The sequence below is a fragment of the Candidatus Woesebacteria bacterium genome (assembly GCA_016700095.1).
Taxonomy (GTDB): Bacteria; Patescibacteriota; Microgenomatia; order UBA8517; family UBA8517.
Genome location: CP065002.1, coordinates 659,886 through 685,424 on the forward strand (window position 1 = coordinate 659,886; position 25,539 = coordinate 685,424).

General features: G+C 35.9%; 27 protein-coding genes and 4 tRNA genes. 20 read left to right on the forward strand and 11 right to left on the reverse strand.

Annotation, left to right across the window (positions count from 1 at the left end):
* Positions 1-87 precede the first annotated feature (87 nt).
* The 3 genes from IPM62_03300 to IPM62_03310 form a co-directional block, all read right to left on the reverse strand.
* A complete protein-coding gene (locus IPM62_03300) occupies positions 88-939 on the reverse strand; it encodes a DMT family transporter (GenBank protein QQS38386.1) in 852 nt (283 codons plus the stop codon).
* A 373-nt stretch (positions 940-1,312) separates the two neighbouring features.
* Positions 1,313-1,852: an NUDIX hydrolase gene (locus tag IPM62_03305; GenBank protein ID QQS38387.1), complete on the reverse strand. Its 540-nt coding sequence runs from the start codon at positions 1,850-1,852 to the stop codon at positions 1,313-1,315.
* A 116-nt stretch (positions 1,853-1,968) separates the two neighbouring features.
* Positions 1,969-2,208, reverse strand: coding sequence for a hypothetical protein (locus tag IPM62_03310; GenBank protein ID QQS38388.1), 240 nt, complete (start codon positions 2,206-2,208; stop codon positions 1,969-1,971).
* Between the two features lie 51 nt (positions 2,209-2,259).
* Here IPM62_03310 and IPM62_03315 point away from each other — a divergent pair, with 51 nt between their 5' ends.
* Positions 2,260-3,183, forward strand: a complete 924-nt coding sequence (locus IPM62_03315) for a hypothetical protein (protein ID QQS38389.1) — start codon at positions 2,260-2,262, stop codon at positions 3,181-3,183.
* Positions 3,184-3,327: 144 nt separating this feature from the next.
* Here the strand turns inward: IPM62_03315 and IPM62_03320 are convergent, their stop codons facing one another.
* Complete coding sequence (locus IPM62_03320; protein QQS38390.1) at positions 3,328-4,047, reverse strand: hypothetical protein; 720 nt, start codon at positions 4,045-4,047, stop codon at positions 3,328-3,330.
* A gap of 263 nt (positions 4,048-4,310) precedes the next feature.
* Between IPM62_03320 and IPM62_03325 the strand changes: the two genes are divergently transcribed.
* Together IPM62_03325 and IPM62_03330 are read left to right on the forward strand one after the other, a co-directional pair.
* Positions 4,311-4,616 (forward strand): hypothetical protein, encoded by a 306-nt coding sequence (locus IPM62_03325; protein ID QQS38391.1) that lies wholly within the window; start codon positions 4,311-4,313, stop codon positions 4,614-4,616.
* A 141-nt stretch (positions 4,617-4,757) separates the two neighbouring features.
* On the forward strand, positions 4,758-5,147 hold the full coding sequence (locus IPM62_03330) for a hypothetical protein (protein ID QQS38392.1): 390 nt from the start codon (positions 4,758-4,760) through the stop codon (positions 5,145-5,147).
* A 237-nt stretch (positions 5,148-5,384) separates the two neighbouring features.
* On the opposite strand, the gene IPM62_03335 is transcribed toward IPM62_03330, so the two are convergent.
* Complete coding sequence (locus tag IPM62_03335; GenBank protein ID QQS38393.1) at positions 5,385-5,915, reverse strand: hypothetical protein; 531 nt, start codon at positions 5,913-5,915, stop codon at positions 5,385-5,387.
* Positions 5,916-6,151: 236 nt separating this feature from the next.
* Here IPM62_03335 and IPM62_03340 point away from each other — a divergent pair, with 236 nt between their 5' ends.
* Positions 6,152-6,811: a CPBP family intramembrane metalloprotease gene (locus IPM62_03340; GenBank protein QQS38394.1), complete on the forward strand. Its 660-nt coding sequence runs from the start codon at positions 6,152-6,154 to the stop codon at positions 6,809-6,811.
* Between the two features lie 97 nt (positions 6,812-6,908).
* The gene (locus IPM62_03345) at positions 6,909-7,928 is read left to right on the forward strand and encodes a hypothetical protein (protein ID QQS38395.1); all 1,020 of its coding nucleotides are present in this window, start codon (positions 6,909-6,911) and stop codon (positions 7,926-7,928) included.
* Positions 7,929-8,097: 169 nt separating this feature from the next.
* Here the strand turns inward: IPM62_03345 and IPM62_03350 are convergent, their stop codons facing one another.
* Complete coding sequence (locus tag IPM62_03350) at positions 8,098-8,949, reverse strand: EamA family transporter (GenBank protein ID QQS38396.1); 852 nt, start codon at positions 8,947-8,949, stop codon at positions 8,098-8,100.
* Between the two features lie 250 nt (positions 8,950-9,199).
* Here IPM62_03350 and IPM62_03355 point away from each other — a divergent pair, with 250 nt between their 5' ends.
* Positions 9,200-10,168 carry a hypothetical protein gene (locus IPM62_03355; GenBank protein ID QQS38397.1) on the forward strand — a complete coding sequence of 323 codons (969 nt, stop codon included), beginning with the start codon at positions 9,200-9,202 and terminating at the stop codon, positions 10,166-10,168.
* Positions 10,169-10,479: 311 nt separating this feature from the next.
* Here IPM62_03355 and IPM62_03360 read toward each other — a convergent pair whose 3' ends face one another.
* Positions 10,480-11,550, reverse strand: a complete 1,071-nt coding sequence (locus IPM62_03360; protein ID QQS38398.1) for a 50S ribosome-binding GTPase — start codon at positions 11,548-11,550, stop codon at positions 10,480-10,482.
* Positions 11,551-11,626: 76 nt separating this feature from the next.
* Positions 11,627-11,992 carry a hypothetical protein gene (locus IPM62_03365; GenBank protein ID QQS38399.1) on the reverse strand — a complete coding sequence of 122 codons (366 nt, stop codon included), beginning with the start codon at positions 11,990-11,992 and terminating at the stop codon, positions 11,627-11,629.
* A gap of 286 nt (positions 11,993-12,278) precedes the next feature.
* On the opposite strand from IPM62_03365, the gene IPM62_03370 reads away from it, so the two are divergent.
* The 12 genes from IPM62_03370 (at position 12,279) to IPM62_03425 (ending at position 21,122) form a co-directional block, all read left to right on the forward strand.
* Positions 12,279-12,350, forward strand: a tRNA-Arg gene (locus tag IPM62_03370).
* Between the two features lie 632 nt (positions 12,351-12,982).
* Complete coding sequence (locus IPM62_03375) at positions 12,983-13,732, forward strand: KUP/HAK/KT family potassium transporter (protein ID QQS38400.1); 750 nt, start codon at positions 12,983-12,985, stop codon at positions 13,730-13,732.
* A gap of 6 nt (positions 13,733-13,738) precedes the next feature.
* The gene (locus IPM62_03380; GenBank protein QQS38401.1) at positions 13,739-14,902 is read left to right on the forward strand and encodes a KUP/HAK/KT family potassium transporter; all 1,164 of its coding nucleotides are present in this window, start codon (positions 13,739-13,741) and stop codon (positions 14,900-14,902) included.
* Between the two features lie 135 nt (positions 14,903-15,037).
* Complete coding sequence (locus IPM62_03385; GenBank protein QQS38402.1) at positions 15,038-16,999, forward strand: sodium:proton antiporter; 1,962 nt, start codon at positions 15,038-15,040, stop codon at positions 16,997-16,999.
* A 649-nt stretch (positions 17,000-17,648) separates the two neighbouring features.
* Positions 17,649-17,734, forward strand: a tRNA-Leu gene (locus IPM62_03390).
* A 112-nt stretch (positions 17,735-17,846) separates the two neighbouring features.
* Positions 17,847-17,919 (forward strand) — tRNA-Pro (locus IPM62_03395).
* Positions 17,920-17,928: 9 nt separating this feature from the next.
* Positions 17,929-18,372 (forward strand): vitamin K epoxide reductase family protein, encoded by a 444-nt coding sequence (locus IPM62_03400; GenBank protein ID QQS38403.1) that lies wholly within the window; start codon positions 17,929-17,931, stop codon positions 18,370-18,372.
* Positions 18,365-18,769, forward strand: a complete 405-nt coding sequence (locus IPM62_03405; protein ID QQS38404.1) for a hypothetical protein — start codon at positions 18,365-18,367, stop codon at positions 18,767-18,769. The genes IPM62_03400 and IPM62_03405 overlap by 8 nt, the downstream gene beginning before the upstream one ends.
* A gap of 97 nt (positions 18,770-18,866) precedes the next feature.
* A tRNA-Gly gene (locus tag IPM62_03410) sits at positions 18,867-18,943 on the forward strand.
* A gap of 168 nt (positions 18,944-19,111) precedes the next feature.
* Positions 19,112-19,768 carry a hypothetical protein gene (locus IPM62_03415; GenBank protein QQS38405.1) on the forward strand — a complete coding sequence of 219 codons (657 nt, stop codon included), beginning with the start codon at positions 19,112-19,114 and terminating at the stop codon, positions 19,766-19,768.
* 147 nt (positions 19,769-19,915) lie between these two features.
* Entirely contained in the window at positions 19,916-20,635 is a 720-nt protein-coding gene (locus IPM62_03420) for a haloacid dehalogenase-like hydrolase (protein ID QQS38406.1), read from the forward strand.
* Positions 20,636-20,699: 64 nt separating this feature from the next.
* Complete coding sequence (locus IPM62_03425) at positions 20,700-21,122, forward strand: hypothetical protein (GenBank protein ID QQS38407.1); 423 nt, start codon at positions 20,700-20,702, stop codon at positions 21,120-21,122.
* A gap of 14 nt (positions 21,123-21,136) precedes the next feature.
* Here IPM62_03425 and IPM62_03430 read toward each other — a convergent pair whose 3' ends face one another.
* Entirely contained in the window at positions 21,137-21,322 is a 186-nt protein-coding gene (locus IPM62_03430; GenBank protein ID QQS38408.1) for a hypothetical protein, read from the reverse strand.
* Between the two features lie 106 nt (positions 21,323-21,428).
* Here IPM62_03430 and IPM62_03435 point away from each other — a divergent pair, with 106 nt between their 5' ends.
* Positions 21,429-22,544: a quinone-dependent dihydroorotate dehydrogenase gene (locus IPM62_03435; protein ID QQS38409.1), complete on the forward strand. Its 1,116-nt coding sequence runs from the start codon at positions 21,429-21,431 to the stop codon at positions 22,542-22,544.
* A 1-nt stretch (position 22,545) separates the two neighbouring features.
* On the opposite strand, the gene IPM62_03440 is transcribed toward IPM62_03435, so the two are convergent.
* On the reverse strand, positions 22,546-23,532 hold the full coding sequence (locus IPM62_03440; protein QQS38410.1) for a LytR C-terminal domain-containing protein: 987 nt from the start codon (positions 23,530-23,532) through the stop codon (positions 22,546-22,548).
* Positions 23,533-23,623: 91 nt separating this feature from the next.
* On the opposite strand from IPM62_03440, the gene IPM62_03445 reads away from it, so the two are divergent.
* The gene (locus IPM62_03445; protein ID QQS38411.1) at positions 23,624-23,878 is read left to right on the forward strand and encodes a hypothetical protein; all 255 of its coding nucleotides are present in this window, start codon (positions 23,624-23,626) and stop codon (positions 23,876-23,878) included.
* On the opposite strand, the gene glgP is transcribed toward IPM62_03445, so the two are convergent.
* On the reverse strand, positions 23,875-25,509 hold the full coding sequence (gene glgP, locus IPM62_03450; GenBank protein QQS38412.1) for an alpha-glucan family phosphorylase: 1,635 nt from the start codon (positions 25,507-25,509) through the stop codon (positions 23,875-23,877). The two genes, IPM62_03445 and glgP, sit on opposite strands and share 4 nt — an antisense overlap.
* Positions 25,510-25,539: the final 30 nt, after the last annotated feature.

Genomic DNA, 25,539 nt, shown 5'->3' on the forward strand with positions numbered 1-25,539 from the left:
CAAAGCTTAAGATAAATCAAAAGACACCTTTACCACAGAGATCATTCGGTAATAGGATAGTAACATATTTTTAGGTCGTTAAGAAATTTAAAGAAGTAGGATTACGCCTGCAACGGCGACTAGTGATCCAATGAGTTTGTTGGCGATATTGTTTCTCTCTTTGAGAAATAAAATCGCGAGCACTACAGTAATGATAATGCTGGTGGATCTAAGGGGACCAATGACGGCGACATTCTTTCCCGTCTGATAGGCAAGGTATAGAGATAACATGCCCAAGGTATCACAAAGGCTTAAGAGGAGAACTTTAAAAGCCCTGTCTTTGCGGAAGTAGTAACGGATTTTTTTGAGTGATTGAGGTTGGAGAAATGTGAGTGCAAATACGGGAAGTAAATATGAATAGATTAGATAGTTGGTGGAATCAAATTTTTGCAGAATGAAATAATCATTGATATCATTGAAGCCAAAAAATATAGCTGAGAAAAGTACCAGGATAACGCCCTTATTTATGGTAAAATTCTTTTTCTCAAAGCGAGTTAACATGGCACCACATAAGATTAAAATTGCTCCTAGAACAATTTTTGGGGTAATAGCTTCATGAAGAAAAAGATTAGCTCCAATAACATTCCATAGGCGACCAGTGACAGAAAACATAACGACTTCTGAAGCCCCTATAAGTTGAAAGGCGCGATATTTAAGGAGGAAAGCTGGGGTTAGCAAAACTATAAGCAGGAGAAAATTCCAGATTAGGAGTGGCGAAAAAAACAAGTTCAATTTGTGTTGAGCAAGTGCGATGACAATAGCAATAATCCCCCCAAGCCCTAAAAAGACAATAGTCTGAGCTTGTGGACTGGAGTTTTCGTCCTTTAATAAACTGCGGTGAAGCAAGCTATTACAGGAAATAAGAAAAATGCTAATAGTCAAATAGATTTGCCAAGACATATTATTATTGTAGACTTGATTTCTTCTTTTTACCAAAGACTTCCTGAAACAAATAGAAATCAACAGTCTTGAGATGGTTTTTAAATTCTGTCAGTTGTAAAATCAATTCTGGAGTAATGGAAGACCGTAGTATAATTTTGACAGCAGTAGGAAACGTCATGTCAGACTGGCTTAGAAGATATGATTTGACATGGTCATCCAGGCTGGGCAGGTTCGAGCAAAGTACGGTGACCCGCTCAATAGCGAAATGATTTTGAGTTTTCTCCAATTTTCCTCAAGAAATCAATCTTTTCCCGAGTTCGAGTTACTATTTTTGACGTTTTGTATTTAGCCTTGGAAAATTTATACCGGTAACCGGAGTCGAACCTATGTTTTATAACGATGCAATTTGAAGTGCCGCAAGAAATCCCATGTCTTTTATTTCACCTTTGGCAATCATTTCCTTTATTTTGTCTAGACTGATTAATTCGTACTTGATGTCTTCATCAACATCTAGCGTTTGCACCCCTTTCTGTGAATCGTCGATTTTCGCCAAAGCAATATAGGCTAACATTGAGCTAAATCCTGGTTGAGGATAGATTTTGCCGATAATCTCAACTTCTGCCGAATATCCAGTTTCTTCAGATAGCTCTCTTTTAGCCGATTGCTCGATAGTCTCATTTTCTTCTATCCAACCCGCCGGTAGTTCGTATACAAAATCATCAACTCCCCTTCGATAATTCTTTTCAACAATGAGGTTGTTGTTCTTATCGATTGCAATAACTAATACGTAGTTTGGTCTTGAAAGATGGTAATAACCTTTTGCTTCTTTGCCATCTGGAAGTTCGTAATCATTTTCAAGTACAGAAAGCCACTTTGATTCAAATACCAGTTTTGATTTAATTAATTTCCATTTCTTATTTGTGTCAGTCATAGTTATATCTTATTAGATTCGATCTCTGTAGCCAAGATGGATCATTGATATATCAATGCCAACATTCGCTCCCTTAAAAGGTACTTTCACTACAGAAACCATTCGGTAACCAAATATTAGCATATTTTTCGATCTTTGTGACGTTTGCCGAATGCTTCAAGAAATAGAAATGGATTTATTTTCTCAAGATAGTCTTCGAATACGTTTAGTTGTAAAATAACGTCAGCTGTTACGTAATAGCGAAGAATTATTTTTACCGCTGTTGCAAATGACATATCAGAATGTTTGAGTAGATATGATTTGATATCGTCATCAAGATCAAATAGGTCCGAGCCAATTACGGTGACCAGCTCCATATGACAATTAACTACAGAAATGTACACAAAGTTACTTGACAAATACATAAAATGAAGAAATTGACCAAAGTATCATTAGAAAAAGCAAAAGAATGGATTCGAAATAACGGTCGTCCTCTCGAAAAATCACTCGTAAAATTTCATTTTGCTGGCGAATCTTCTCAGGGTGTCATAAGTGCCTTAAAGACATTTCAAAACGAAGACGGTGGTTTTGGTAATGCTATGGAGCCTGATTTGAGAACTCCCGCTAGTTCAATTTTGGGAACATCTATAGCCCTTCAGGTTTTACGATCTTTAGAAATCGAGATGGGAGATTTGGATTTCGTTAAGTCAGCGGTTCAATATATTTTGAAAAATTACAATGAGGCTGATCAGTCTTGGAGAATTATTCCGAGGAAAGCAGAAGATGCGCCACACGCTCCATGGTGGAATCAAACTGACAGAGAAGATAACTTCCATGGTTTTCATCTAAATCCGGCAGCTGAAATACTAGGGTATTTGTATGATTACAAGGATCTTGTTCCGGCTGAAACGATATTATCACTTAGCACCAGAGTGCTTACTGAACTGAGGAATTTAAATGAGATCGAAATGCACGATTTTTTGTGTTGCAAAAGATTGTATGAATCAAAGAACTTAAATGAAACCCTTAAAAAAGAAATTGAGTTAGAGTTACTAAGACTTCTTGATTCATGCATCCTTAAAGATTTATCTAGGTGGAGTGGATACGGGTTACGACCGCTACAAGTAGTTGATTCGCCAGATTCAATATTTATTAACAAATTGGCGAAGTCGGTTGGGGAAAATCTCGATTATGAAATAGATACACAAGATAGTAGCGGAGCTTGGTTTCCAACTTGGTCGTGGGGAGACAACTTTCAAAGCGATTGGGATCAAGCAAAAAATGAATGGACAGGGATAATCACTTTAGACAAGCTAAAATTATTGAAAATATTTGGAAGAATTGAACCATAAAGACACCTTATGTTCAAACCGAATCATAAGTTGTACCATCAATTCTTCTTAAGTAAGCAAAGCTTAAGGTAAATCAAAAGACACCTTCACCACAGAGATCATTTGGTAAACTGATTATAACTTGAAAACTGTGTATTTGAAGTTTTATTGGAGTTTTTGCAATATTTTTTCTCGGTGAAATTGTGTGTTTCTTGTGTTGGTACCAACACCCAGATAAATTTTGGTACCTTGCACACTTCCCAACATTCCCATTTCCAAAACTATTCCGTAGCCAGGAATGTTTAACTTCCACTGAATAAAATCTTTACCGAAGCAATCAATCAAATGATTTTCCAGTTCACCTTGTTTCAGTTTGGTGTCTATATCAATTTGAAAATGAGGGCGCCATAAATTTTCAGAATTGTTAATATCTTCTGTCAAAACAATCTCAAATAATGACGATTCCCAATTAGCAGTATCGCCCACAAATAACCATTTTGTATTTGGATCACCGGACGGCTCTTCATAAAGATTAAAATAAGTATTTAGCAAGAAGCTTTTAATTAATGAAACTTCAGAATTGATATCCGCCACTGCATAACTTATACCTATATGATTTAGTCTTAGAAAGGAATCTGACGTTCTACTAAAGAAAATTGCCAATTCTTCCAACTTAATCTTTTTATCCAATTTGTCCGACTTGGCAAATAGTTTGTTGGTAATATCATGTCCGCACAGGAATACATGATTAGTGGTTATTTCGGCAAGCTGATTGTTTTCGACAAGCAACTTAATTGACCCGTTAGTAACCAATTCGCCCACTCGTTGAGGATGTATTGTGTTAACCAATTTTAATAGACTTGAAATCTCTTCAATGATGTGCATGAAAACCATTATATCTTATGGAGGCGGTAATTTGCTCCACTAAGTAACATGCAAAACAAAAAATATATTTACACTTTCGAAATATATTTTATTGAATAAACAACTTGTGCTGGTAACTGTATTTCGAAGGAAGTATGACAATTAGTGTGAATTTTTATAGAAGAAGTGCAGTTCCTGCGACTACAATGACCGAACCGATTAACTATGTAATCCGAACGCGGCAATCATACAAAATAAACGACATATAAGTTACAATATGTTATATGTTACAAATTTATGTAGCTCATTCAAGGGATTTTGACTATAAAAGTGATCTTTATGCTCCACTTAGAAATTCTCCCCTAAATACACAATATAAGTTTGTATTACCACACGAAACGGACGAGTTTGTAAATTCAAAAGACATTATAAAAAATTCACATTTTGTTATTGCTGAAGTTTCTTACCCTGCTATCGGTGAAGGTATCGAGTTGGGCTGGGCAGACAGTTTTCTTGTGCCAATATTTTGTATATATAAGGAAGGAAGTAAGATATCCGGTTCGTTACAAGCAGTTACTAATTTTATTTAGTCGTATTTAGACACGTCAGATATGCTTAATAAAATAGAGCGCTTTTTGTCCCAAAGTAATTTTCAAGACAGTAAAAACAATTAATCGATCTAAGGGTAAAAAGTAAGTTCTCAAAAAGACAAAGTTAGGGAAATAATAATTATGTCATCACCAACTATATTAAATCTAAATTACACTTATAAAAAACCGGATACAGACGTATGGGTTTTAAATACCGAGGATATTCCGATTGATAAAAAGCTTATAAAAGATATGCAAATTATACACTTGGCGCCAAAAAGTATTGGTGGAAATCACAAACACCCTCGTATAGAATGGTTTATCGGTATTGGAGATTTAACTTTTGTCTGGCTTGACGAGAAAGGAGAAAAATATACTGAGCACATGCATCCCAACGGGCAAATCAGACTTATAACTGTTCCGCCACATATTCCCCATGCAGTAGTCAATGAATCTCAAGATAAGACGGCAGTATTGTTTGAAATGGCCGATGGTAAAATGAAAGACGTTGAACAAGTTAAGGTTGTTTAATGAAATCTTCTCATATCATCTTGTAGTTTCTTAATAAATTACAACTACAAAGCTGGGTTGGGTTTGGCATAGTTATTGGGATAAACTTATTTGGACTCGGTTTTATATTCATCACTCAATAACGAATTTAATATAAAAGGATGGTCATCAAACGATAAATCAATTTATCTATTTATTTTCAAATGACAGGTAACCAATTTGTCGAAAGTGCGTCGATTATCAAAAAAGCCGAGGGTGTTACTTTAACTTGGGCAACAGTTCTTTGTAGCGTCTAATTTTTTCAATCTTCGTCATTTGTGCATACCGTGGAGATGGACTAGGTAGTGTGATCAATTCAATTTTGGGATATTGGCATATGATATCTTTGAAAACCCGCCGATACGTTTTCTCGACAAATCTGCTGGAAAAAAATATTTTTTCGATCTTATTTTCTTTTAAAATCTTAGTTATATTGTCAAACGCATAGACAATATTTGTCAGGTTAATATCAAGATTGCTTGTATTTTTTCTTTCACATTGATAAATAATATCCGCTAAAGCCATATGTATATTCGAAAAAAGCTGTTGCATGGCTTTCCGTGTTGTTAATTTGAGTCCATACACTTCTTCCATGATCGGCCAAAACTGATTTCTTCCCCCGTTTGAATAAAACCAAACATATGCGGCTTTTTTCGTATCGTCAAAAGCTTCTTTCGTTGTAAAGCTTCCCAACAATAAATACTTTGATTTATTGGGAATAAAACTACCAAATGGATGTGTCTCGATCATGTGTTGACTCTTTAAAAAGTGACAAGTACTAACTTTGGTTTCATCAATTACAAGTTTACTATATTTGCCGCCAATAATTTAAGCTAATAACTCGTGCAATGTGACGCAATAGGCAATGACGTCTTCTACCGACAAAAGTCGTTAGTATCCGTCTTCTTTTAGGGATTCGATCTAAAACCACTGATTGAAATCAGTGGATTTAGACTTAACGAGAATAAACCAGATATACTACCTGTATGTCCAGAGTAAAAACGATTGTTTCATTGACAATGTTGCCGTTTTTGATTACCGGAATCGAGCGACTAATCATTGCACCTGTCGTGACAATGTTTTCTCTACCGGACACCTCGATAACTTTGATTAAAGTTGCAACACTAACTATCATTTTATTGGCAATATCTGTGCTTACCGGCAAGTCTTACGGTTTAGAGATTCCAAAGAAATTGCGCAAGGTAATTGCTCTTGCATTACTTGTGTTAATTTTAGTTAGCTATTTTTTCTTATATTCTCTTCACATTAAAAATGTTTCTGATTCTCTGGCTGTAATTCACTTGGTCAATTGGATAATTGTTGTGTTTAGAGAAGAATTTATTTTAAGAGGTGTTATTCAAACTAAGTCACATGAAGTTATACGAGGTAGCTTGTTAAAAATATCTAAGGCGATATGGTTTACAACTTTACTATTTTCACTTTGGCATGTAGTAAATTTGTCTATTTGGCCTTGGCAAACGGTAGCCTTACAAATGCTTTCATGTATTCCATCAGGTTTGGTTCTTGGATTGATTAAAGAAAAGACAAATACATTACTAACTTATCTTATCCATATCTGTTGTGACCTCTTTTTCTTTTCTATTTACTTACTACTATTTGATAAATTATTTTTTGCGTTATTTTAAATATATACTTATATTTAATTTTAGTGTGATTTAACCGGATATTAATTTGTAAAACAAACAAATAACAACTTAGGAAGTACTGATATAATGTGTAGGTATGACCTCGTATTTTTCTACGTTTACAACCGGTTTTAGTGAAGTTGTATCTCAAGCTTTGTTGGAAAACATAAAAGATATCCACATAGATTTACTGACTGACGGGCTGGTGATTTATAAAACCGCAACAAGACCAAACGAAATAAAGAATCTAAAATATTTCAATAATAGCTTTTTATTATTAAAACACTATCACAATGTGGACGAGCGTTTTCTATATAAAATCTCAAAAAGTATGCTTTCCGATGACAATATCTTTTCCGATCTTAAAAACCATTTCCCTCATCGAACCAGAAGGTTTCGCATACGAGCGGCAATCAAAAATCAGCACGTTTCCCTAGATAAAAATATTGTAAAGAAACTAGAGCATAAGATTACTTCGTTGCAAAGTAACTTTGTGGTTGATCGAAGTCTGGTAGATTTGGAAATTCTAATAACCATCCGTAGTGAGGGTTTTGCTTTGGTGGGGGTTCAGTTTACCGGCAGACCAAATTATGAAAAGACACTAAGTAAAGGCGAACTTTATCCCGAACTTGCCTATATACTCTGTTTAATTTCCGAACCAAAAAAAGACGACATCTTTCTGGATCCTTTTGCGGGACATGGGTCTATCACGGCTCAGCGATTATTTTTCCCCCATAAAGAAATACATGCAGGTGAAATTGATAACGATTTACTGACGAAACTTCGCAAGAAATTTAATGTGAAGGTGATAGTAGATTCGGTTGATGCTCTTAGTTTGAAAGCATTTGACGATAGTTCAATTAACAAAATCGTAACCGATCCACCATGGGGATTGTTTGATACGAACAAAGATATTCCTAATTTTTACGCGCTAATGCTAAAGCAGTTTCATCGTGTGCTTAAAGCTGATGGAATTATAGTTGTTCTCACCGCCCAAAAAGAGCTTATTGAAAATTTACTTGAAAAATACCCGAGCCGATTGATTCTTGAAAATAAATACACCACGTTGGTTTCCGGAAAAAAAGCAGGTGTTTATAAAATTAGAAAAATCAGTTAGTTTTCTCAAAGCTTAATTCAGTATTTATATTTGCATTTCTTGAAAACATGTTTCTTTAACATAAAAAAACAACCACGGCTTGAATAGCCTTGTTTTCTACTGAAAAGTATGATTACTGCAAGGCTAACGCCACGCTTGTATCACGTTGTTTACGAAAAGTTTGAATAGACTACAAAAGCAAAGCCACACCAAGTACTGCAATAACTGAGCCAATTAATTTATTGGTAATATTGTTTCTTTCTTTGAGAATAATAAATGCAATAATTGTGGTGATAATTATGCTTGTCGCCCTGAGTGGGCCAATTAGGGACACATTTCCACCTGTTTGATAAGCGAGATAAAGCGTGAGCATTCCAAAAGCATCGCATAAACTAAGAAGTAAGATTTTAATTGCTTTTTCTTTACGAAAGTAATACTTTAGTTTACGAACAGTCTTTGGTTGCAAAATTAGCAATGCTACAACAGGAATAAATTCAGAATAAATAAGATAGTTTGTAGAATCATAAGAATCTAATATGTGAAATCCATTTATTTCACCAATCCCAAACAGGAAAGATGATATTAGTACAAAAATAATACCCTTATTTATAACTAGTTTTCTTTTTTCAAAGCGTGTAAGCATTACACCAAAAATAATCAAAGATGTCCCCAGAAGTATTTTAAGAGTAAGTACTTCATTGAGAAACATGTTTGCCCCAATTACGTTCCATAAACGAGCTGTGACAGAAAACATTACCACTTCAGATGCACCAATAAGTTGATATGCGCGATATTTAAGTAAATATGCAGGAGTAAAAAGTAAGGCAAGAAGTAAAAAATTTACGGTAAGATTTGGAGAAAATAATAAATTCAGCTTTCCTTGTATTATTGCAATAATTACTGCAACAGTACCACCTAGACCTAAAAATGCGACAGTTTGTGCTTGTGGACTCGAATTATCATCTTTCAATAAGCTTCGATGAAATATTCCATTGCATGAGATAAGAATAATACTAATTATAAGATAGATTTGCCAAGGCATAAGGTATTATAAACTTGATTTAATTGGTTAAACAATCATCCTGAAATCATTAATAATAAATATGAGATGTTTATACATATTCAAATTAACATTATTTGAATAATGCCCCCTACCGACCTGGGGAGACGGTATTTGTCTTCATGGATTCAATCCATATCCACTGATTAAATTCAATGGTTTTAGATTTAATGAGAATAAATTTTATTAAATTGATAACCAATGACTCAAAGTATAAAATAGAGCTATCAATATGAGCCTTGTGGAAGAAGAACCTAGAGTGGCTTTAATAGATAAAATCATTAAGCCTGACAAAGAAATTACTTTACAAGAACACATAGACAAAGCGATTGGGTCGGGTGAGAAAGTGATCTATCTTGAAGGTGAATTTGAAGTAGACAAACCCTCTTTTAGTCTAGTACGTATCCCCGACGGAGTGGAGCTTGAAATAGTCGGTATTGGGAATACTGTTTTACGAGGAGATGGCGCATGTCATGTAGTTTTTGTAGGCGATGAGGCAAATGTAACCATGTCTAATCTTAAAATAGAAGGTGGAAATACAGCGAACACTAAAGGGCGGATGAGTACGGCAAATCATCCGGGAGACAAGTTAAATCTGTTTAGATATTTAGATGGTGGAGGTATATCAATGGGCAATTCGAAAGTAACTTTAGTGGATTGCGCTATATTAAACAACAATGCCAAGGTGTGTGGAGGTGGTGTTTCTATTATGGGTGGTCAATTTTTTGCAAAAAGTTGTAGTTTTGTAAATAATACGGCTAACGATACCGGATCGGCGGTAGATGTACTTTGCGCTGGGTCACTTGCACATTTGACTAAGTGTAAATTTGAAGACAATAAAGCAAATATAGGTGGAGATGGTAACTACGGTGCTATTACTGCATTTGGGGACACTTATTTGATTGTAGTTGATTGTGATTTCCAAAATCAGGATGATATGGCGATTGATTATAGATATAATGACCAAGGGAAAAGTTTTATCTATCTAGAAAATAATTTATTGAAAGACGCTAAGCAAATTACCAATAGACCGAGTGGAAATAACAACACAAGACGTATAACGATCCCCGCCTACGGCGAATTATTGCTTAGAAGAGGTAAATATATAAAACATGAGGATGTCCCTCGGGCTAGTGATAGATTCCAAAGAGAAAATCGAGAGTATTATGAAGATTTCCACAAAAATATCGTTAACCACTAAATTATATGTGCAATAAAGATTGTGATAGAGTATGTAAATATTTAGTATCACGCAGAGTTTATCAAATATAAAAATATGATCGAAGATGAATTTAACGGAGGTCCCAAGGATAGACTTCGTAAATATATTAGTGAATTACATGAAAAAGAGGTTTATAATTTACAAGTTCATCTTGAAAGTGGCTTAAGATCACCAATAGATCCGGCATGAGCGTCAAAAGATAGACTGGCGAGATTAATGGGTGCTACATGGAGTCGACTTGAACAACTTGGCGAAGTGCCTTTGGGAACCGCAAAAGATGAAGATGAAGGTTAAATAAACCTAACCTGCATGCCGTCTTTGGCTTTAGTTGAGAGTGACACCGTTTGTCCGGGAAATTTTGCACCATTCCCCCATATTTTTGCCTGTTTTATCTCCTTGGCCATATCCGTACTCACATCATTAATAATTTGATGTAACGTTTGGTCGCGTGCAACAATTATCGGGTTATTAAAACTTGGCTCTTCTTCACGTCGAACCAGATAAACACGCACAAATGCCAGTTTCTGCCAGATAGCTTCTCTTAATGCTTCCAATCCAATTTCTTTCTCGGCACTGATATTAAGTGCATCCGGAAGTCTAGCTCGACTATCAACGTCGGATTTGTTTATTATCGTTAACGAAGGTAAGTATGCTCTATTGCTCGCAAATGCATCAATGAGTCTATCCATAGTCAGTTTTTCTTTGATTGTTACTTCGGCATTTCTGAAGCCGAATTCTTTTGCAACTTCTTTTATCGTTTCCAGGTTTAAGTCTTGTTTGATATTGTTTCTTAGTTGAATATTGCCTCGAGCTTTTTTCTCGACGGTAACTCTTGGTGGATTAATATCAAGTCGAATGCCATTTCCGTAAAGGGAAGTTTTTATTTTGGCAACTTGCTCTAAATTATCAATGTCCGTAATAATTATTATTAGGTCGGCTCCACGGGCAACCGACAAAACTTCTTTGCCTCTACCTTTTCCTTTTTCTGCTCCGCCAATAATTCCTGGCACGTCAAGTATTTGGATGTTTGCGTTATTGTAATGCATCATTCCGGGAATGACTGTCAGTGTCGTAAACGCGTACGGAGCAATTTTGCTTTTAGCGTTTGTTAATTTAGTAAGTAAGGTAGATTTTCCGACGGATGGCGGACCGACTAAGACAACGGTTGCATCACCTTGTTTTTTGACGGCATACCCTCCACCACCTCCGCCTTTGGAAATTTGCTCTTTTGCAATTTCTTCCGATTTGAGCTTAGAAATTTTTGCTCTGAGTTTTCCAATATGGTGCTCGGTACCTTTGTGGTACGGCGTCTCACGGATTTCCTTTTCGATTGCATCTAGCTGTTCTCTGATAGTAGCCATGGTGAAATTATAGCTAATTTCACAAAAAAATGTTTACCCACCCGACTATTGGTTATAGATGGTAGCATGTACGTTATTACTTTTTTGCCTTTTCGGTTTTTGTCCAAACGGTATATTGTACGAAGTTTGCAATGGCAGAAAGTATAAATACCCAAACATAGCTGCTTATTCCAAAACCAAATGCAAACGCCATTCTGGCGATGGTCCATAGTGAGACAAAGTTTATGACTAAATAGACAAGTGCCATATTTGTTTGACCTTTCACTTTTATTTCAAGATCAGTAAATGTTGGCTCGATTTGCCATAAAATGTAATTCCAGACAAATCCGGTAAATATCGCCGCTTGTATGGGTGTAAACAAATTATTTCCCAATGTAAAATGTGCCGGGAAAAGCAAACTCGCAGAAAAAAGTAACGCGGAATTAGCAACCCACAACATCATGAATTTTTTGTATCTTTTTATAATAATCACCCCCTGTCATTATTAAGATTATTTTAGATTGAAGTAAGTGTCAATTGAATATTTGTCAGGTATAATAGATCATAGATTAAATATTAAAAATCAAAGATTAAATATAAAGCATTGATTTCTATGTCTAATTGATCTGGGATAAAGATACGGAAATAGTATTACTTGTTGGTTGTTGACTGTTGGGTGTTCACGCAGTGCGCCCTTGTAGTTTAATGGTTAAGCAAAGCTTGTTGATTAAACTATTTCAAGCCTACATGCCCTTGTAGTTTAATGGATAGAACACTGGTCTTCGGAACCAGATATGGGGGTTCGACTCCTCCCGGGGGCACACAATATATATTAAGTATATTACTTTCTGATACTCGTTTTACTCGTAATAAGCATCTTGATACTCGTTTTACTCGCAATAAGAATCTTGATACTCGTTTTACTCGTAATAAGAACCTTGATACTCGTTTTACTCGTAATAAGAACCTTGATACTCGTTTTACTCGCAATAAGCATCTTGATACTCGTTTTACTCGTAATAAGAACCTTGATACTCGTTTTACTCGTAATAAGCATCTTGATACTCGTTTTACTCGTAATAAGAACCTTGATACTCGTTTTACTCGTATTAGAACACTGGTCTTTGCGAACCAGATATGGGGGTTTACACTCCTTCCGGGGGCACAATATTTAATGATTGTTCTACCTTCTGATACGCACTTTGTTCGGGATTGGCAAGAGATAAGATACCGAGAGTAATATTTTGGGTTAAAGGTTTAAGTGAGAAAACACACTAATTATCGGTAATTAATTCACAATAAACATTTCCCCTGTCAGTTACTTGCTACTTGATTTAAATAGTATGTAAAAGATAATATACACAATTGTTGTATACTTAAGAGTCTGGAAAAAGTGATATTCATCCCCCACTTACAGGTAGTTTAATATCGTAAAGAGGATAAGTGCTTAATTATGAAAACAAATAAAAATACCAGTGTCTTAATGATGGCATTCGGCGCACTTGGCGTGGTGTATGGTGACATTGGTACATCCCCACTTTATGCAATTAAAGAAATATTTTTTGGAATTCACCATCACCTGGAGATTGAAACACTAAACGTCTTGGGTGCGATATCATTGGTATTTTGGGCAATAACGGTTATTGTTTCTTTCAAGTACATCGTTTTTGTGCTGAGAGCAGACAACGAAGGCGAAGGTGGTGTATTTGCTCTTTATAGTTTAATTTCAACGATCAAATCGAGATTTAAAAGAATATTTTCGGCATTGTTGGTTTTAGGTGCAGGTTTACTGTTTGGAGATGGGATAATTACACCTGCCATAAGCGTAGTATCCGCAGTTGAAGGACTAAATGTTCTTACAAGCGATTTTGAACATTATGTCGTGCCTATTACAATTGTCATTCTTACCGGCCTTTTTGCTATTCAAAGTAGGGGTACGGCTAAACTTGGAAAAATATTTGGACCAATTGTTTTAACTTGGTTTATTTGTATTGGAACCATTGGTCTTTGGCATACTTTACAAACACCTGAGATTTTAAAAGCGATCAATCCAATTTATATTATTCATTTTGTTAACCACCAGTCCATAAAACACATCATGGTGATATTGGGTTCCGTAATGCTAGTTGTAACTGGAGGTGAAGCAATGTACGCAGACATGGGGCATTTTGGTAGAACACCTATTCGCATGAGTTGGTTTTGAGTTGCAATGCCAGCATTACTTTTAAATTATTTTGGCCAAGGGGCGTTTCTTTTGTCCGGTCAGCAAGTAATTAATAGTAATTTATTTTTTAGCCTGTATCCAAATTGGGCTCTAATTCCAATGGTCGTTTTGGCTACCCTTGCAACCATAATTGCATCGCAGGCATTAATTACAGGTGCATTTTCTTTGACCACTCAAGCTATTAATCTTAAATTATTGCCTTTCACGAAAACAATTCATACACATGAACACCATGAAGGCCAAATATATGTTCCTTTTGTAAATTGGGCATTATATGTGGGATGCATTAGTTTGGTTATTGTATTTAAATCCAGCAGTAACATGGCAGCTGCATATGGATTAGCAGTATCTCTTGTAATGTTTATAACTACCTTAGTTATGATCGAGGTAACCATTGATAAATGGAACTGGTCAAAAATAAAAGCCCTTTCGTTATTTGTACCCCTGGCTTTGATTGACTTAAGCTTTTTGTTGTCTAATTCAGTTAAGTTTTTTGTAGGTGGTTATGTGCCGTTAATGATTGCCCTTTCACTATATGTAATTATGAAATCGTGGAATTGGGGTGAAAAACATACCGAGCATGCGTTACGTGATTTAGGTACGTTAACAATTAAAAACCTAGTTGACATAAAAAAGACAGCAAAACACTTCGTCGATAAATCGGTGGTCTTCATGTCCTCGGAAAATATACTGGACGAAAATAGTACGGTTTCTACACTTGAACAAGTATACTGGGAAAGAGTTGGTATGTTACCCAAACACATACTATTACTTCATATATCCAGGTTGAAAGTACCTCACGCTACACAAAAAGAATATCAGGTGAAAAAATTTTTTGAAGACGATAAGAAAGGAAGTATTACTTTAGTAAAATACAAGTATGGTTTTATGGAAGAACCTCGTATTAATGAAATACTTGTACGTCTTGCTAAACACAAAGAAATTAACATAGATATCCATCCTTCGCAGTGGTCGGTACACGTTCTTAAGCCCAATATCCAACTTGAAAGAAGACTGAGTCCAAAGGAATATATAAAACACAAGCTATATAGATTCATTGCAAATAACGCAACGACGCAGGATCAGTTCTGGGATTTGGACGCCGCTGCAAATCTAACAATTCAGTCTATTCCGGTTAGGATACTATAGCTAACCAAATATAGAAACTAAAATAATTAAAACCATGTGTAGTGTTAGAAATATTTAGTTTAAATGTGGTAAGAAATAAATTGCTCGAAGCTAAATTGCTATAATAACGAACTTCTAATGTAAAATAATCTAAATATGCACGGAATCATAATAAACATAGGGTTTGTAAGTGTCTTTTTGTTAATTATTGCAATTCTACGGCATATTAGTTCAAAATCCAGTTTTCCCTATACTGTTGGTCTTTTGTTATTTGGATTTACCGCTCAGTTTTTGGTTGATTATTTTACCCTTCCTCTTCATATAAAACTAAACACGGATATTATTTATATGATAATTTTACCCATACTTCTGTTTGAGGCTGCAATCCAAATAAACATTCATCAATTCAAAATCCAGTTTAAAACGATAACTTTTCTTGCCACCTTTGGGATTATCGTTTCGACACTAACAGTGGCACTTATATTAAATATATTCACGGGTATGCCAATTTATGCAGCTTTATTATTTGGATCGTTGATATCTGCTACCGATCCGATTGCGGTACTTGCGATTTTTAAAAATCTAGGGGCACCAAGGAGGTTGGGTTTAATTGCTGATGGAGAGAGCATGTTTAATGATGCCACGGCTGTCATCTTATTTAAAATTCTACTTGGAATTGCGTTAGGGTCGTCATATTTTACGGCTCACACAATGTTGGCGGGTTTTTTTCACTTCGTATATATTTTTCTTGGAAGCATGGTGTTTGGTGTACTAATTGCCTTTGTCGCGATATGGATAATTGAAAAAATACACACGGATAGATTGATTGAAGCATCGATAACAATCGTTTTGGCTTATACCTCGTTTGCAGCAGCCGAGCATTTTTTCCACCTTTCGGGCGTAATTGCCTGTGTCATTTCCGCAGTTGTGTTGGGCAATTTTGGGAAGGCAAAAATATCCGACAAAATCATGCCTTTTGTGGTGGAAACCTGGGAATACTTGGGTTTTATTGCTTTATCAATCGTATTTTTTCTCGCTTCCTTTACGTTAAAACTTAATATCTTTAGTTTGAATTATATTTTTATTGCCTATGCAATCATTGCAATGCTTGCGGCAAGATCACTTTCTGTATACTTGACGCTTTTAATTACAAACACTACTCGCTTTTTTAGAAACGAGCCTAACGTTCCACTTTCGTGGCAACATGTTCTAAACTGGGGTGGAATAAGAGGAGTGATACCACTCGTTCTCGTTTTTTCCATACCGCCAACTTATCCGTACTATGAAGTAATATTTGATCTAACCATGGGGTGTCTTTTGTTTACTTTATTTGTAAATGCACTAACGATAAAGCCTTTATTGTTTAAATTGGGTTTGCATTTACCGGATCGCATGGAAGAACTGGCCAAAAAACAAAACAAACTTGTCCACGATGAGAAATTGTATGGGATTGTTGGAAAGTATAAACAGGGTGTTTTGACGAGTGATCTGGTTGGCGAATGGAAACAAAAAATTACTAACGATAAAAATAGCATCTTAAGTGAAATTATTATTGAAAAAGACATGCAGACAATTGAGAATAGTCTGAAGTACGAAGCCTTAAAGATTCAAAAAGCAGAATTAGAAAAATTGCTCTCAATCGGACGAGTCGGATATATGTCAGCATATGAATTTGAAGCTCAGCTTGATTTACAGATTGACGCACTTGAATACCCGGAAGTATATTCGGGTAAGGCGGTGAGTATGGATCAGGCAGTGAATTCTCTGAGTAGTTTGCGTCTCAGATTGTCGCGTATGAGGAAAAAATTATTACATTTGCCTTTACTTAAATATTTTGCCAAAGATGTCAATAATTCACTTGTTTTGACAAGATGGGAACTTCTCGAGTCAAGGATGTTAACAACCGTACCCGTTATGGAGTATTTAAATGTACTGGCTAAGCTAATTAGCGAACCTACATGGAAGGAAACAATCGATAAACTGCGAGAGGATTACTTGGCATTAAATACCAAAAACGAGAGTGAGATGGCGAAACTAAAAGAAAAATACGAGGTTGTAATATTTAACCGTAAACAAAACATCTTTAATAAGATTATTGATGATGAGGCGTTGGCTTGAGAATGTTCCCTTGCTAATATTTACTTTGCCCAAAGCTATGTCGAAATGGTAAAATACCTCTAATATTAAGTTCGACTTAATATGTATTTATTTTAAGGGTGGTAGTCTTATTGACACACCTAAAAACTTATACTTTAACATTTGCGGGTAAGCTCGCCTGCAATAGGCAGTGCGTTAGTAGTTGCAGGAAGGTAGACACATAAGCTTGTCCGAACAAGGTGTGAGGAGGAGTGAAACGACAAATCTTGTCAAGCTTTGCTTGCAGGTGATTTGATTTTTAGATAAATAATATGCCGTGGTGGTGGAATCGGTAGACACATAAGCTTGTCCGAACAAGGTGTGAGGAGGAGTGAAACGACAAATCTTGTCAAGCTTTGCTTGCAGGTGATTTGATTTTTAAATAAATAATATGCCGTGGTGGTGGAATCGGTAGACACGCATGCTTGTCCGAACAAGGTGTGAGGAGGAGTGAAACGACAAATCTTGTCAAGCTTTGCTTGCAGTGATTTGATTTTTAAAATAAATAATATGCCGTGGTGGTGGAATCGGTAGACACGCAAGCTTGTCCGAACAAGGTGTGAGGAGGAGTGAAACGACAAATCTTGTCAAGCTTTGCTTGCAGGTGATTTGATTTTTAAATAAATAATATGCCGTGGTGGTGGAATCGGTAGACACGCAAGACTTAAAATCTTGTGACCATTATTGGTCGTGCGGGTTCAAGTCCCGCCCTCGGCACAATTTAGATGATGGCTATTAGTTTTTAGTTATCTGAAAAAGATTAGCTATTTACCTACATACACGTGTATGCGTTGAAAGCGAAGTTTGTTGGAATTTAATAATTAATATTCGGGGTGTAGCTCAGTTGGCAGAGTGCGCGCTTTGGGAGCGTGAGGTCGCCGGTTCGAGCCCGGCCACCCCGACACTAAATAATGAAGTGGAAGTCAAAAATCTGGATAATATTGTCACTTATAGCGCTGATTGGATTAGTTGATGCCGGCTATTTGACGTACGAGCATTACATCAATCCCCTTGGTGGTTGTACATTGGGTGGCTGTCAGGAAGTTACAACCAGTAAGTACTCTGTAATATTTGGTATAATCCCCCTGTCGTTAACCGGTATGTTGTATTACGGCTTAGTATTAGTGCTTAGTGTCTTGTCGTGGTTGCTTGAAAAGGAGAGACTACTTAAAATCGTTAGTTATTTTACATTTGTAGGACTACTTGCTTCAATCTACTTCGTCTATCTTCAGTTAATTGTACTTAAATCAATTTGCCCATACTGCATGCTGTCGGCTTGTACTTCAACTCTTCTTTGCATTGTTGGAGTTGTATTTATAAAATTAGAATCAGTAATGAAAAGTAACAATGTTTAATTGTCTAATACAAACTAACACACTTAAATATTTAAGCGAAGAATTAGCTACGATATCGCTAATTATAGGCATTTTTATTATCCTTAAGTTTTCCCTTGGGGTAGTAACAAAAAAGACTGTAAACATAAAAATTCTTTTATCAGAAGGTGAAACTTTCTTCCTTAAGTTATTTTTTGGGTATCTATTGTTTACAATCGGGTATCTAAAAACACCAATTATTAAATCTACCGATATTTATATAGCCGGGATATTGGGATTTATTTTGGCATTGACATACCACCTGGTATATTTACTGGAGAGAAGAAAATATAAAAATATTTCGTTTATATTTAATGTACTTTTTTACGTATCATTAATACTGGTAATCGCTTTTGAATACACGAGGTGTAGTTTGTAAACGCAGTATGCTTATGTCGTTGAGCGATTCTTTGCCATGTAGTAGAATAGAAAGCTAATTGCGGGGGAAAGAAATATTTTATCCCGCTCAAAGATTCGCGGGAATAGCTCAGTTGGTTAGAGCGTCAGTTTTCCAAACTGAAGGTCGCGGGTTCGAGACCCGTTTCCCGCTCCAGGATATCAAGGTATTTTTACCTTCTTGTTAATAAATATAATTACGACATAGTGTAACTAGTCTGTATTTTTTCTAAAGATGTTAAAAAGTAAAGAAGGGATCGTTGAGCGAAGTTAGACACAACTTCTTTTTATTTTTCGATTTAACAAATTTGGTTACTTTACGATAATGATTAAAAACATCTTAGATGTATTTAGAGAATATTTTCTAATTCTCAAATTGAAAATATTGTCGATTGTTCACAAAACACCTCCCGCCATATGGAATATTGGCGAAAAACAAGCCTTAATCATTCCGGGTTTTGGAGGAAATTGGTATTGCTTGAAACAAATTGGTGATGTGTTAAACAGAAAAGGTTATAAAATAATTCCTGTAAAAAATCTGGTACACGGCACTCTCTCGATAGAAGAAAGCGTTAATAGAGTTAAAAACTTGATCGACAAAAACGACCTCAAGAATTTTGTAATTGTTGCACACAGTAAGGGTGGAATTATTGCCAAGGAGTTGTTGCTGTTACCCGATTACGAAAGACGTATAAACAAGGCAATATGTATTGCCGTACCGTTTGGTGGAAGTGTATTTGGGAAATTGAAAGTATTTAACTTAGAAGAAATTGAACCTGGGTCCAAACTACTGGTAAGGCAAAATGCAATTACAAGCGTAAATTCTAAAATTGTAAATATATATCCTTCACTTGATAATCATGTAATACCGAATAAGAATCTAACGATAAAGGGTGCAATTAATATTAAACTTGATATTGTCGGTCATACACGTATACTATTTTCGAAAAGTATAAAAAAAGAAATTGAAAAAGTTACATAAGTGTAAGTCAAATAGATAACTAGAGCAGTTGAAATATCCGTATGTTTATGGCTATATCTTCCAGTAATCGATTGTTTTAAAATATCAAGTGATATTATTAGATGGCGCGATAATTTATAATTTCCATAAAATGACTTACATCTTCACATGACAAGAGACATTACAGCTATCTTTGACATAGACAAGACTATTTATGAAGGTTATAGTCTGATTGATTTTGTTGAATTTATGCATTCGGAAGGAGACTTCCCTGTCAAACAATATGACAAACTAAAAGAAACCTTTTTGCAATACAAGAAAAATATTATTACTTATGATCAAGCCGTAGACATATCAATTAATGTATTCACCAAGGGTTTGGAGGGAAAAGGTTATCAAGATATTAAAATTAAGGCAGAGAAGTTTTGGGCATATAATTTTAATAAGGTTTATGAATTCGCAAAATTAAGTATTGACTATCTACATGGAGTGAACGCAAAAACAATAGCAATATCCGGTTCAATCAATGAAATCGTATATCCTTTGGTACACAAATTGAATTTCGATACATCTTATTTGACAGAAATTGTAAAGAAGAATAATGTCTTTTCGGGTGAAGTGATTAGAAATAACGGACTTTCCAAAAGTAAAGAGGATATAGTCAAACAAATATTTAGTGACATAAACAAAGATAGTATGACGATTGGTTTTGGAGACAGTATCGCTGATTTTACTTTTTTAGATAAAGTGGATATTCCAGTTGTAGTGGGTAAGCATGATTACGAACTTGAAAAATTAGTAAAGATAAAAGGCTGGACTATTATCGAGGATCCGCGAAACGATACCAAATTTTCAATTGCAAACTTAATTACCGATTTCTTGCAATAACATTAAAACCTTTTGACTAATAAATAGTTAGACATTGACTATGTAACTATATTTAGCGCAAGTTATGAAATACTCTTATACGACAGTAGACAAAAGAAAGCTATACGACATACCTCATGCCGATTTAATAAAAATGCTTGATATGGCCAAAAAAGCCATGAAGCATTGCTATCCAGTCAAAAACGAAGGTTTTAGTGTAAGTGTGCTTACTGACAAGGGAAATATTTATACAGGTGCATCTTACAAATCCGACACAGCGACACTGACAATGCATTCTGAAGCCGTCGCTTTGACACATGCCGCACAACATGGTGAGACTAATATTATTGCCATCACGGGACCAAATTGTCATATTTGTAAACAGTTGATATGGGAAAGTAGCTTAAAAAGTAATATTGAAATTCAAATAATTATTGAAGAGAATGGACTTATAAATAAAATACCTATTTCCTCACTAATGCCTTATCCTTGGCCCGAGAGAGAATAGTTGTCGATTAATGATTAGCGTCTAGATTTCTTTTTTCTTCCTTTTTTGCCTTGCAGATATTCCTGTGCTCTTAAATGTCTTAAATACGAAAGACGTTGGGGGTTTATACCTGGTACGATCTCTTTTTCATCGACCGGATTTATGCCATGCTGGGCAAGAAACAGTTCATATGCCCTGGCGTTTGGTTTTATATTTTCCATTAACGGTATTTTACACTTTACACTTACACTTTATAAATAAATATATAAAGTCATCACACTATTAGTCTAAGTTAAAGGTGCGGATTTTTGCTATAATGCGTTTAGCATGAATTACCAAACGATAGCACGCCTTTACGGCACCCTTGCGAAACCGGTGTTTTTTAAACTCGATCCTGAGATGGTACACGACACGATTACTGTTGTGGGGGGGTTATTGGGTAAGTACGCATTTACCAAAACCTTAACCGGTTATTTTTTCGACTATGAAAACTTCGTCTTAGAGCAAAAAGTAAACGGTATTCGCTTTAAAAGCCCCGTTGGTTTATCGGCAGGATTTGACAAAAACGCCAACCTGGTGGACATACTCCCCTATGTCAGTTTCGGATTTGCAGAAATAGGAAGTATTACTTTTAAACCTTACAAGGGAAATCCAAAACCAAGGTTATATCGATTGCCAAAATCACAAGCGCTTGTGGTTTATTATGGCTTGAAAAATATTGGAGTAAAAAAAATAATTCAAAAACTAAAAACATCCAATATTCCACAGGATTTTCCAATCAGTATTTCGATAGCTAAAACAAATAGTTCAACTACCTCAACAACCATCGGTGGCATTAATGATTATTATTCGTGTTTCAAAAAAGTAGTCGAAGCGGGAGTTGGTAATTTGTATACTCTTAATATCAGTTGCCCGAATACATTCGGAGGGGAACCGTTTACCACACCGGAAAAATTAGACAAGCTACTTAAGAAAATTAACACGATAAAATACGACAAACCGCTATTTGTTAAAATGCCTATCAATTTAGCCTGGAATGACTTTGATAAGTTGCTTAAAATTTGCATCAAATATCGTGTATCGGGTGTAGTTATTGGTAACTTAAATAAAAATCACAAGGATAAAAACATCAAAGATACTATCCCCGAAGGATTAAAAGGCGGGATAAGCGGAAAACCCACTTGGGATTTGTCTAATGCTTTAATTGAGAAAACATATAAAAAATACAAAGCTAAATTAACTATTATAGGAACAGGTGGCATATTCTCGGCTGAGGATGCCTATACAAAAATTAAAAAGGGTGCAACTCTGGTTCAGCTTATTACAGGCATGATTTATCAGGGACCTCAGCTTATCGCCCAAATAAACGAAGGCATAGTTGACCTTATGAAAAAAGACGGTTACAAAAATCTATCGGAGGCTGTGGGAAAGGAAGTCAAATAACTTATTCTTCTTCGGATTCGCTTTTTTCAAGACTTTCTTGTGCAGTTAAACTACCGATTGTAACTTCTGCGTCAAACTCTGACTTGTCATCGAGAATATCATCTGATAATTCTACCTGATATGTTTTGCCCAATACCTCTGAAATTTCTTTATACAATCCGTCAGGTGCATCTTTTTTAACTACAACATAAGTGATGGTGAAGTCTGAACTGTCGGCATTGTCAGGTGTTGCTTCTTGGAAGCCCGCGTCTGTCAATAATTTAGCCGCCTTACCCGCCTCCCCCGCTTTACCCGATCCATTTAATACACTGACACTAATGTTTTCCAAATCAAGAGGTTTGGTTGTCACATTGGGTAGCGGAGTTGGGCTTGGAATTACGGTATTCGGGGTAGGTGTAACCTGGGTATTATCAATCGCATCAGGTGTATTTTTTTGATAATAAAACAATCCTCCGCCTATGACTCCGAGTACAATTGCGACAATAACGAAGACAATAAATATTTTTAATTTATTTCCTGAAGGTTCATCGTTTGAGTTTTCACCATCGGCACTATCGAGCCATTGTTTAATTTCTTCTTTCGGATCCTTTTTTATATCAGGTGAAACCGGTGTCTCGGTTTTTGCTTCTCCGGGGTTTTCATTGTCACCAGTCGTGTCGGGTGAAGGAGTTTTTGGACTATGTATTTTATCCATTTTCGTATCTTCATCTTTTTTGTCGGCATCAAGCAAGCTAAAAGAGGATACATTTTCCACTTCTTGAGTATCTTTTTGTACACCAGCTTTTTCGGTATCTGATTCTTTTTCGTCATGTGTGGGCAAATCATCCGAAGAGTTAACCTTTTCTTCTTTTTCTTGAGGAACCTCTTTTTCGCTTTTCTTTTTAGGGATGCGTACACTAATTACTTTTTCCTCACTATCTTCCGCCAACTGGCTCTCAATTGAGTCAATCTGATCCAACGATTGTTTACTTTTTGTGTCTTTTGGCATATTCGATAGCTTATACCATTGTGAAACATCTGGTATCGTGTTGTCAACATCCTCTTGTTTTGATTCCGGTGAGATAGTAAAATTCCCCTGTATGTCGAGAACCGATATTAAACAAATAATTAAAAGGCAGGACGACGAAGTTTATGGTGAAAATACGATTGCAGGATCTTCACCTGATCCCGAGTCCGATGATGACACGGCAGATTCAAATAACGATTACACTACGAGACTAAAACCCGGAGATGATTTTTACCTAGCCGATGAGGTCTTAAATGACGATAAACCTACTATTGCCACACATGTAACTCTTGGTGATGAAGAAGAAGAGGAAGAAGAGGAACTTTAAGAATATAAATACTTTACGTATTCCTTAAGCATTCTATCGGCTGTGAAATTTTTGGAAAGCTCGATAGACTTACGCATTCTCTCGACCCACGTTTTAGGGTAATCGCCGGTTGTTTCATAATAAATGTCTTGAGCTTCTTCTAGTGATGAATAAATACTTGCACTTAAATTGTTGTCATCAAGTTTCCAACCTACATTTTCCCAGTTGACCTCTTTTGCCCAACCACCCACCGTTGTCATATTAAGAACTCCGTTTGACAAGGCTTTCATACCTGATGTTCCCGATGCTTCTTCGTTGGGTTTAGGTGTGTTTAACCATATGTCGCTTCCTGATACGAGAGATTTAGCGAGTGATATGTCGTAATCGGGTACAAAAATAGCGTATCCCGATAACTCGTTTTGCATATAGCGAATAATTTCCTGGAGAACTAACTTATTTTGGTCATCGCCTGGGTGAACTTTGCCGGCAAACAAAAGTTGAATAGCTTTGTTCTCACGGGTAATTATCTTAACGAGTCGGTTTAAGTCAGAAATTACAGCTTTTGGTTGCTTATAACCGGCTACCCGTCTAGCCCACGTAACGACAAGACGATTGTGGTCGTATTTGAAACCGGTTCTGTTTAGCACCATTTTTGACAGGTCAGCTTTTTTTCTTACATGATTGTCCCATAAGTCTCGGTCGTGTATGGAAGTGTTTCTGAAAGCATGTGTCTGCCAACGTGGTAAATGCACTCCGTTTGTTATTGCATACCAATTATAGTTTGGCCAGAGTTTTTTTGAGATTTTACCATGCGCTTTGCTAACTGCGGATACCTTGTGTGAAGCGTTTAGGGCAAATCGCGTCATATCAAATCTCTTGCTTTCTTGTTCAATTCCTTTTTCAATAATAAAGTTGATATCAAGTTGTTTGTGTACGTCAATCAATTCTAAGTAATGCCTAACTTTTTGTGGATCATAACTTACATTCCCTGCTTTTACCAAAGTGTGGTTAGTATATACAATTGACTGCTGCGCTAAATTCCAAGAATTTTCGACATCTTTCTTGTCTACACCAGAAAGATGTTTAATCAATTCCGTAACGACAAAAGCAGGCCTACCTTCATTTAAATGATAGAAAGAGGGCTTAATTTTTAAGGCTTCAAGTAATTTGACGCCACCTACTCCAAGTAATATGTTTTGCTTGATTTGAGTATCTTCATCTCCCCAGTAGATGGTATTTAGAAGTCCTCGCCAATCCTCGGAATTTCCGTCAACATTTGGTGAAAGAAAAAACAATAAAGTGTGGTCGGCAAGACGAATGTAATACGAGCGTACTTTTATTGTTTCTCCACATGATATTTCAATAATCAAAGGTTTTCCGTTAATTGTCGTTTCCCTAAGAAAAGAGGTGTTTGGGTCAAATACAGAATCCAAATCGTGCTGATAACCGGTTTCGTCGATATGTTGGACAAATTTTCTACCCTTATGAAGCAAGCCAATACCAATCATGGGAAAATTAATATCAGCGGCGGCACTTATTACTTCTCCGGCAAGTATCCCCAACCCTCCGGCGTAAGTAGGTAACTCATTATCTATACCAAATTCAACACAAAAATATGCAACCGGATTGATATTTTTTGGCAGATTAATCACTTATTAAGCATTACAGATTTTGCCCTTAAT

Bases quoted from the DNA above. Each gene is read 5' to 3' on its own strand.
- IPM62_03300 (QQS38386.1), bottom strand. From the start codon at position 939: ATGTCTTGGCAAATCTATTTGACTATTAGCATTTTTCTTATTTCCTGT.
- IPM62_03305 (QQS38387.1), bottom strand. From the start codon at position 1,852: ATGACTGACACAAATAAGAAATGGAAATTAATTAAATCAAAACTGGTA.
- IPM62_03310 (QQS38388.1), bottom strand. From the start codon at position 2,208: ATGGAGCTGGTCACCGTAATTGGCTCGGACCTATTTGATCTTGATGAC.
- IPM62_03315 (QQS38389.1), top strand. From the start codon at position 2,260: ATGAAGAAATTGACCAAAGTATCATTAGAAAAAGCAAAAGAATGGATT.
- IPM62_03320 (QQS38390.1), bottom strand. From the start codon at position 4,047: ATGCACATCATTGAAGAGATTTCAAGTCTATTAAAATTGGTTAACACA.
- IPM62_03325 (QQS38391.1), top strand. From the start codon at position 4,311: ATGTTACAAATTTATGTAGCTCATTCAAGGGATTTTGACTATAAAAGT.
- IPM62_03330 (QQS38392.1), top strand. From the start codon at position 4,758: ATGTCATCACCAACTATATTAAATCTAAATTACACTTATAAAAAACCG.
- IPM62_03335 (QQS38393.1), bottom strand. From the start codon at position 5,915: ATGATCGAGACACATCCATTTGGTAGTTTTATTCCCAATAAATCAAAG.
- IPM62_03340 (QQS38394.1), top strand. From the start codon at position 6,152: ATGTCCAGAGTAAAAACGATTGTTTCATTGACAATGTTGCCGTTTTTG.
- IPM62_03345 (QQS38395.1), top strand. From the start codon at position 6,909: ATGACCTCGTATTTTTCTACGTTTACAACCGGTTTTAGTGAAGTTGTA.
- IPM62_03350 (QQS38396.1), bottom strand. From the start codon at position 8,949: ATGCCTTGGCAAATCTATCTTATAATTAGTATTATTCTTATCTCATGC.
- IPM62_03355 (QQS38397.1), top strand. From the start codon at position 9,200: ATGAGCCTTGTGGAAGAAGAACCTAGAGTGGCTTTAATAGATAAAATC.
- IPM62_03360 (QQS38398.1), bottom strand. From the start codon at position 11,550: ATGGCTACTATCAGAGAACAGCTAGATGCAATCGAAAAGGAAATCCGT.
- IPM62_03365 (QQS38399.1), bottom strand. From the start codon at position 11,992: ATGATGTTGTGGGTTGCTAATTCCGCGTTACTTTTTTCTGCGAGTTTG.
- IPM62_03375 (QQS38400.1), top strand. From the start codon at position 12,983: ATGAAAACAAATAAAAATACCAGTGTCTTAATGATGGCATTCGGCGCA.
- IPM62_03380 (QQS38401.1), top strand. From the start codon at position 13,739: ATGCCAGCATTACTTTTAAATTATTTTGGCCAAGGGGCGTTTCTTTTG.
- IPM62_03385 (QQS38402.1), top strand. From the start codon at position 15,038: ATGCACGGAATCATAATAAACATAGGGTTTGTAAGTGTCTTTTTGTTA.
- IPM62_03400 (QQS38403.1), top strand. From the start codon at position 17,929: ATGAAGTGGAAGTCAAAAATCTGGATAATATTGTCACTTATAGCGCTG.
- IPM62_03405 (QQS38404.1), top strand. From the start codon at position 18,365: ATGTTTAATTGTCTAATACAAACTAACACACTTAAATATTTAAGCGAA.
- IPM62_03415 (QQS38405.1), top strand. From the start codon at position 19,112: ATGATTAAAAACATCTTAGATGTATTTAGAGAATATTTTCTAATTCTC.
- IPM62_03420 (QQS38406.1), top strand. From the start codon at position 19,916: ATGACAAGAGACATTACAGCTATCTTTGACATAGACAAGACTATTTAT.
- IPM62_03425 (QQS38407.1), top strand. From the start codon at position 20,700: ATGAAATACTCTTATACGACAGTAGACAAAAGAAAGCTATACGACATA.
- IPM62_03430 (QQS38408.1), bottom strand. From the start codon at position 21,322: ATGGAAAATATAAAACCAAACGCCAGGGCATATGAACTGTTTCTTGCC.
- IPM62_03435 (QQS38409.1), top strand. From the start codon at position 21,429: ATGAATTACCAAACGATAGCACGCCTTTACGGCACCCTTGCGAAACCG.
- IPM62_03440 (QQS38410.1), bottom strand. From the start codon at position 23,532: ATGCCAAAAGACACAAAAAGTAAACAATCGTTGGATCAGATTGACTCA.
- IPM62_03445 (QQS38411.1), top strand. From the start codon at position 23,624: ATGTCGAGAACCGATATTAAACAAATAATTAAAAGGCAGGACGACGAA.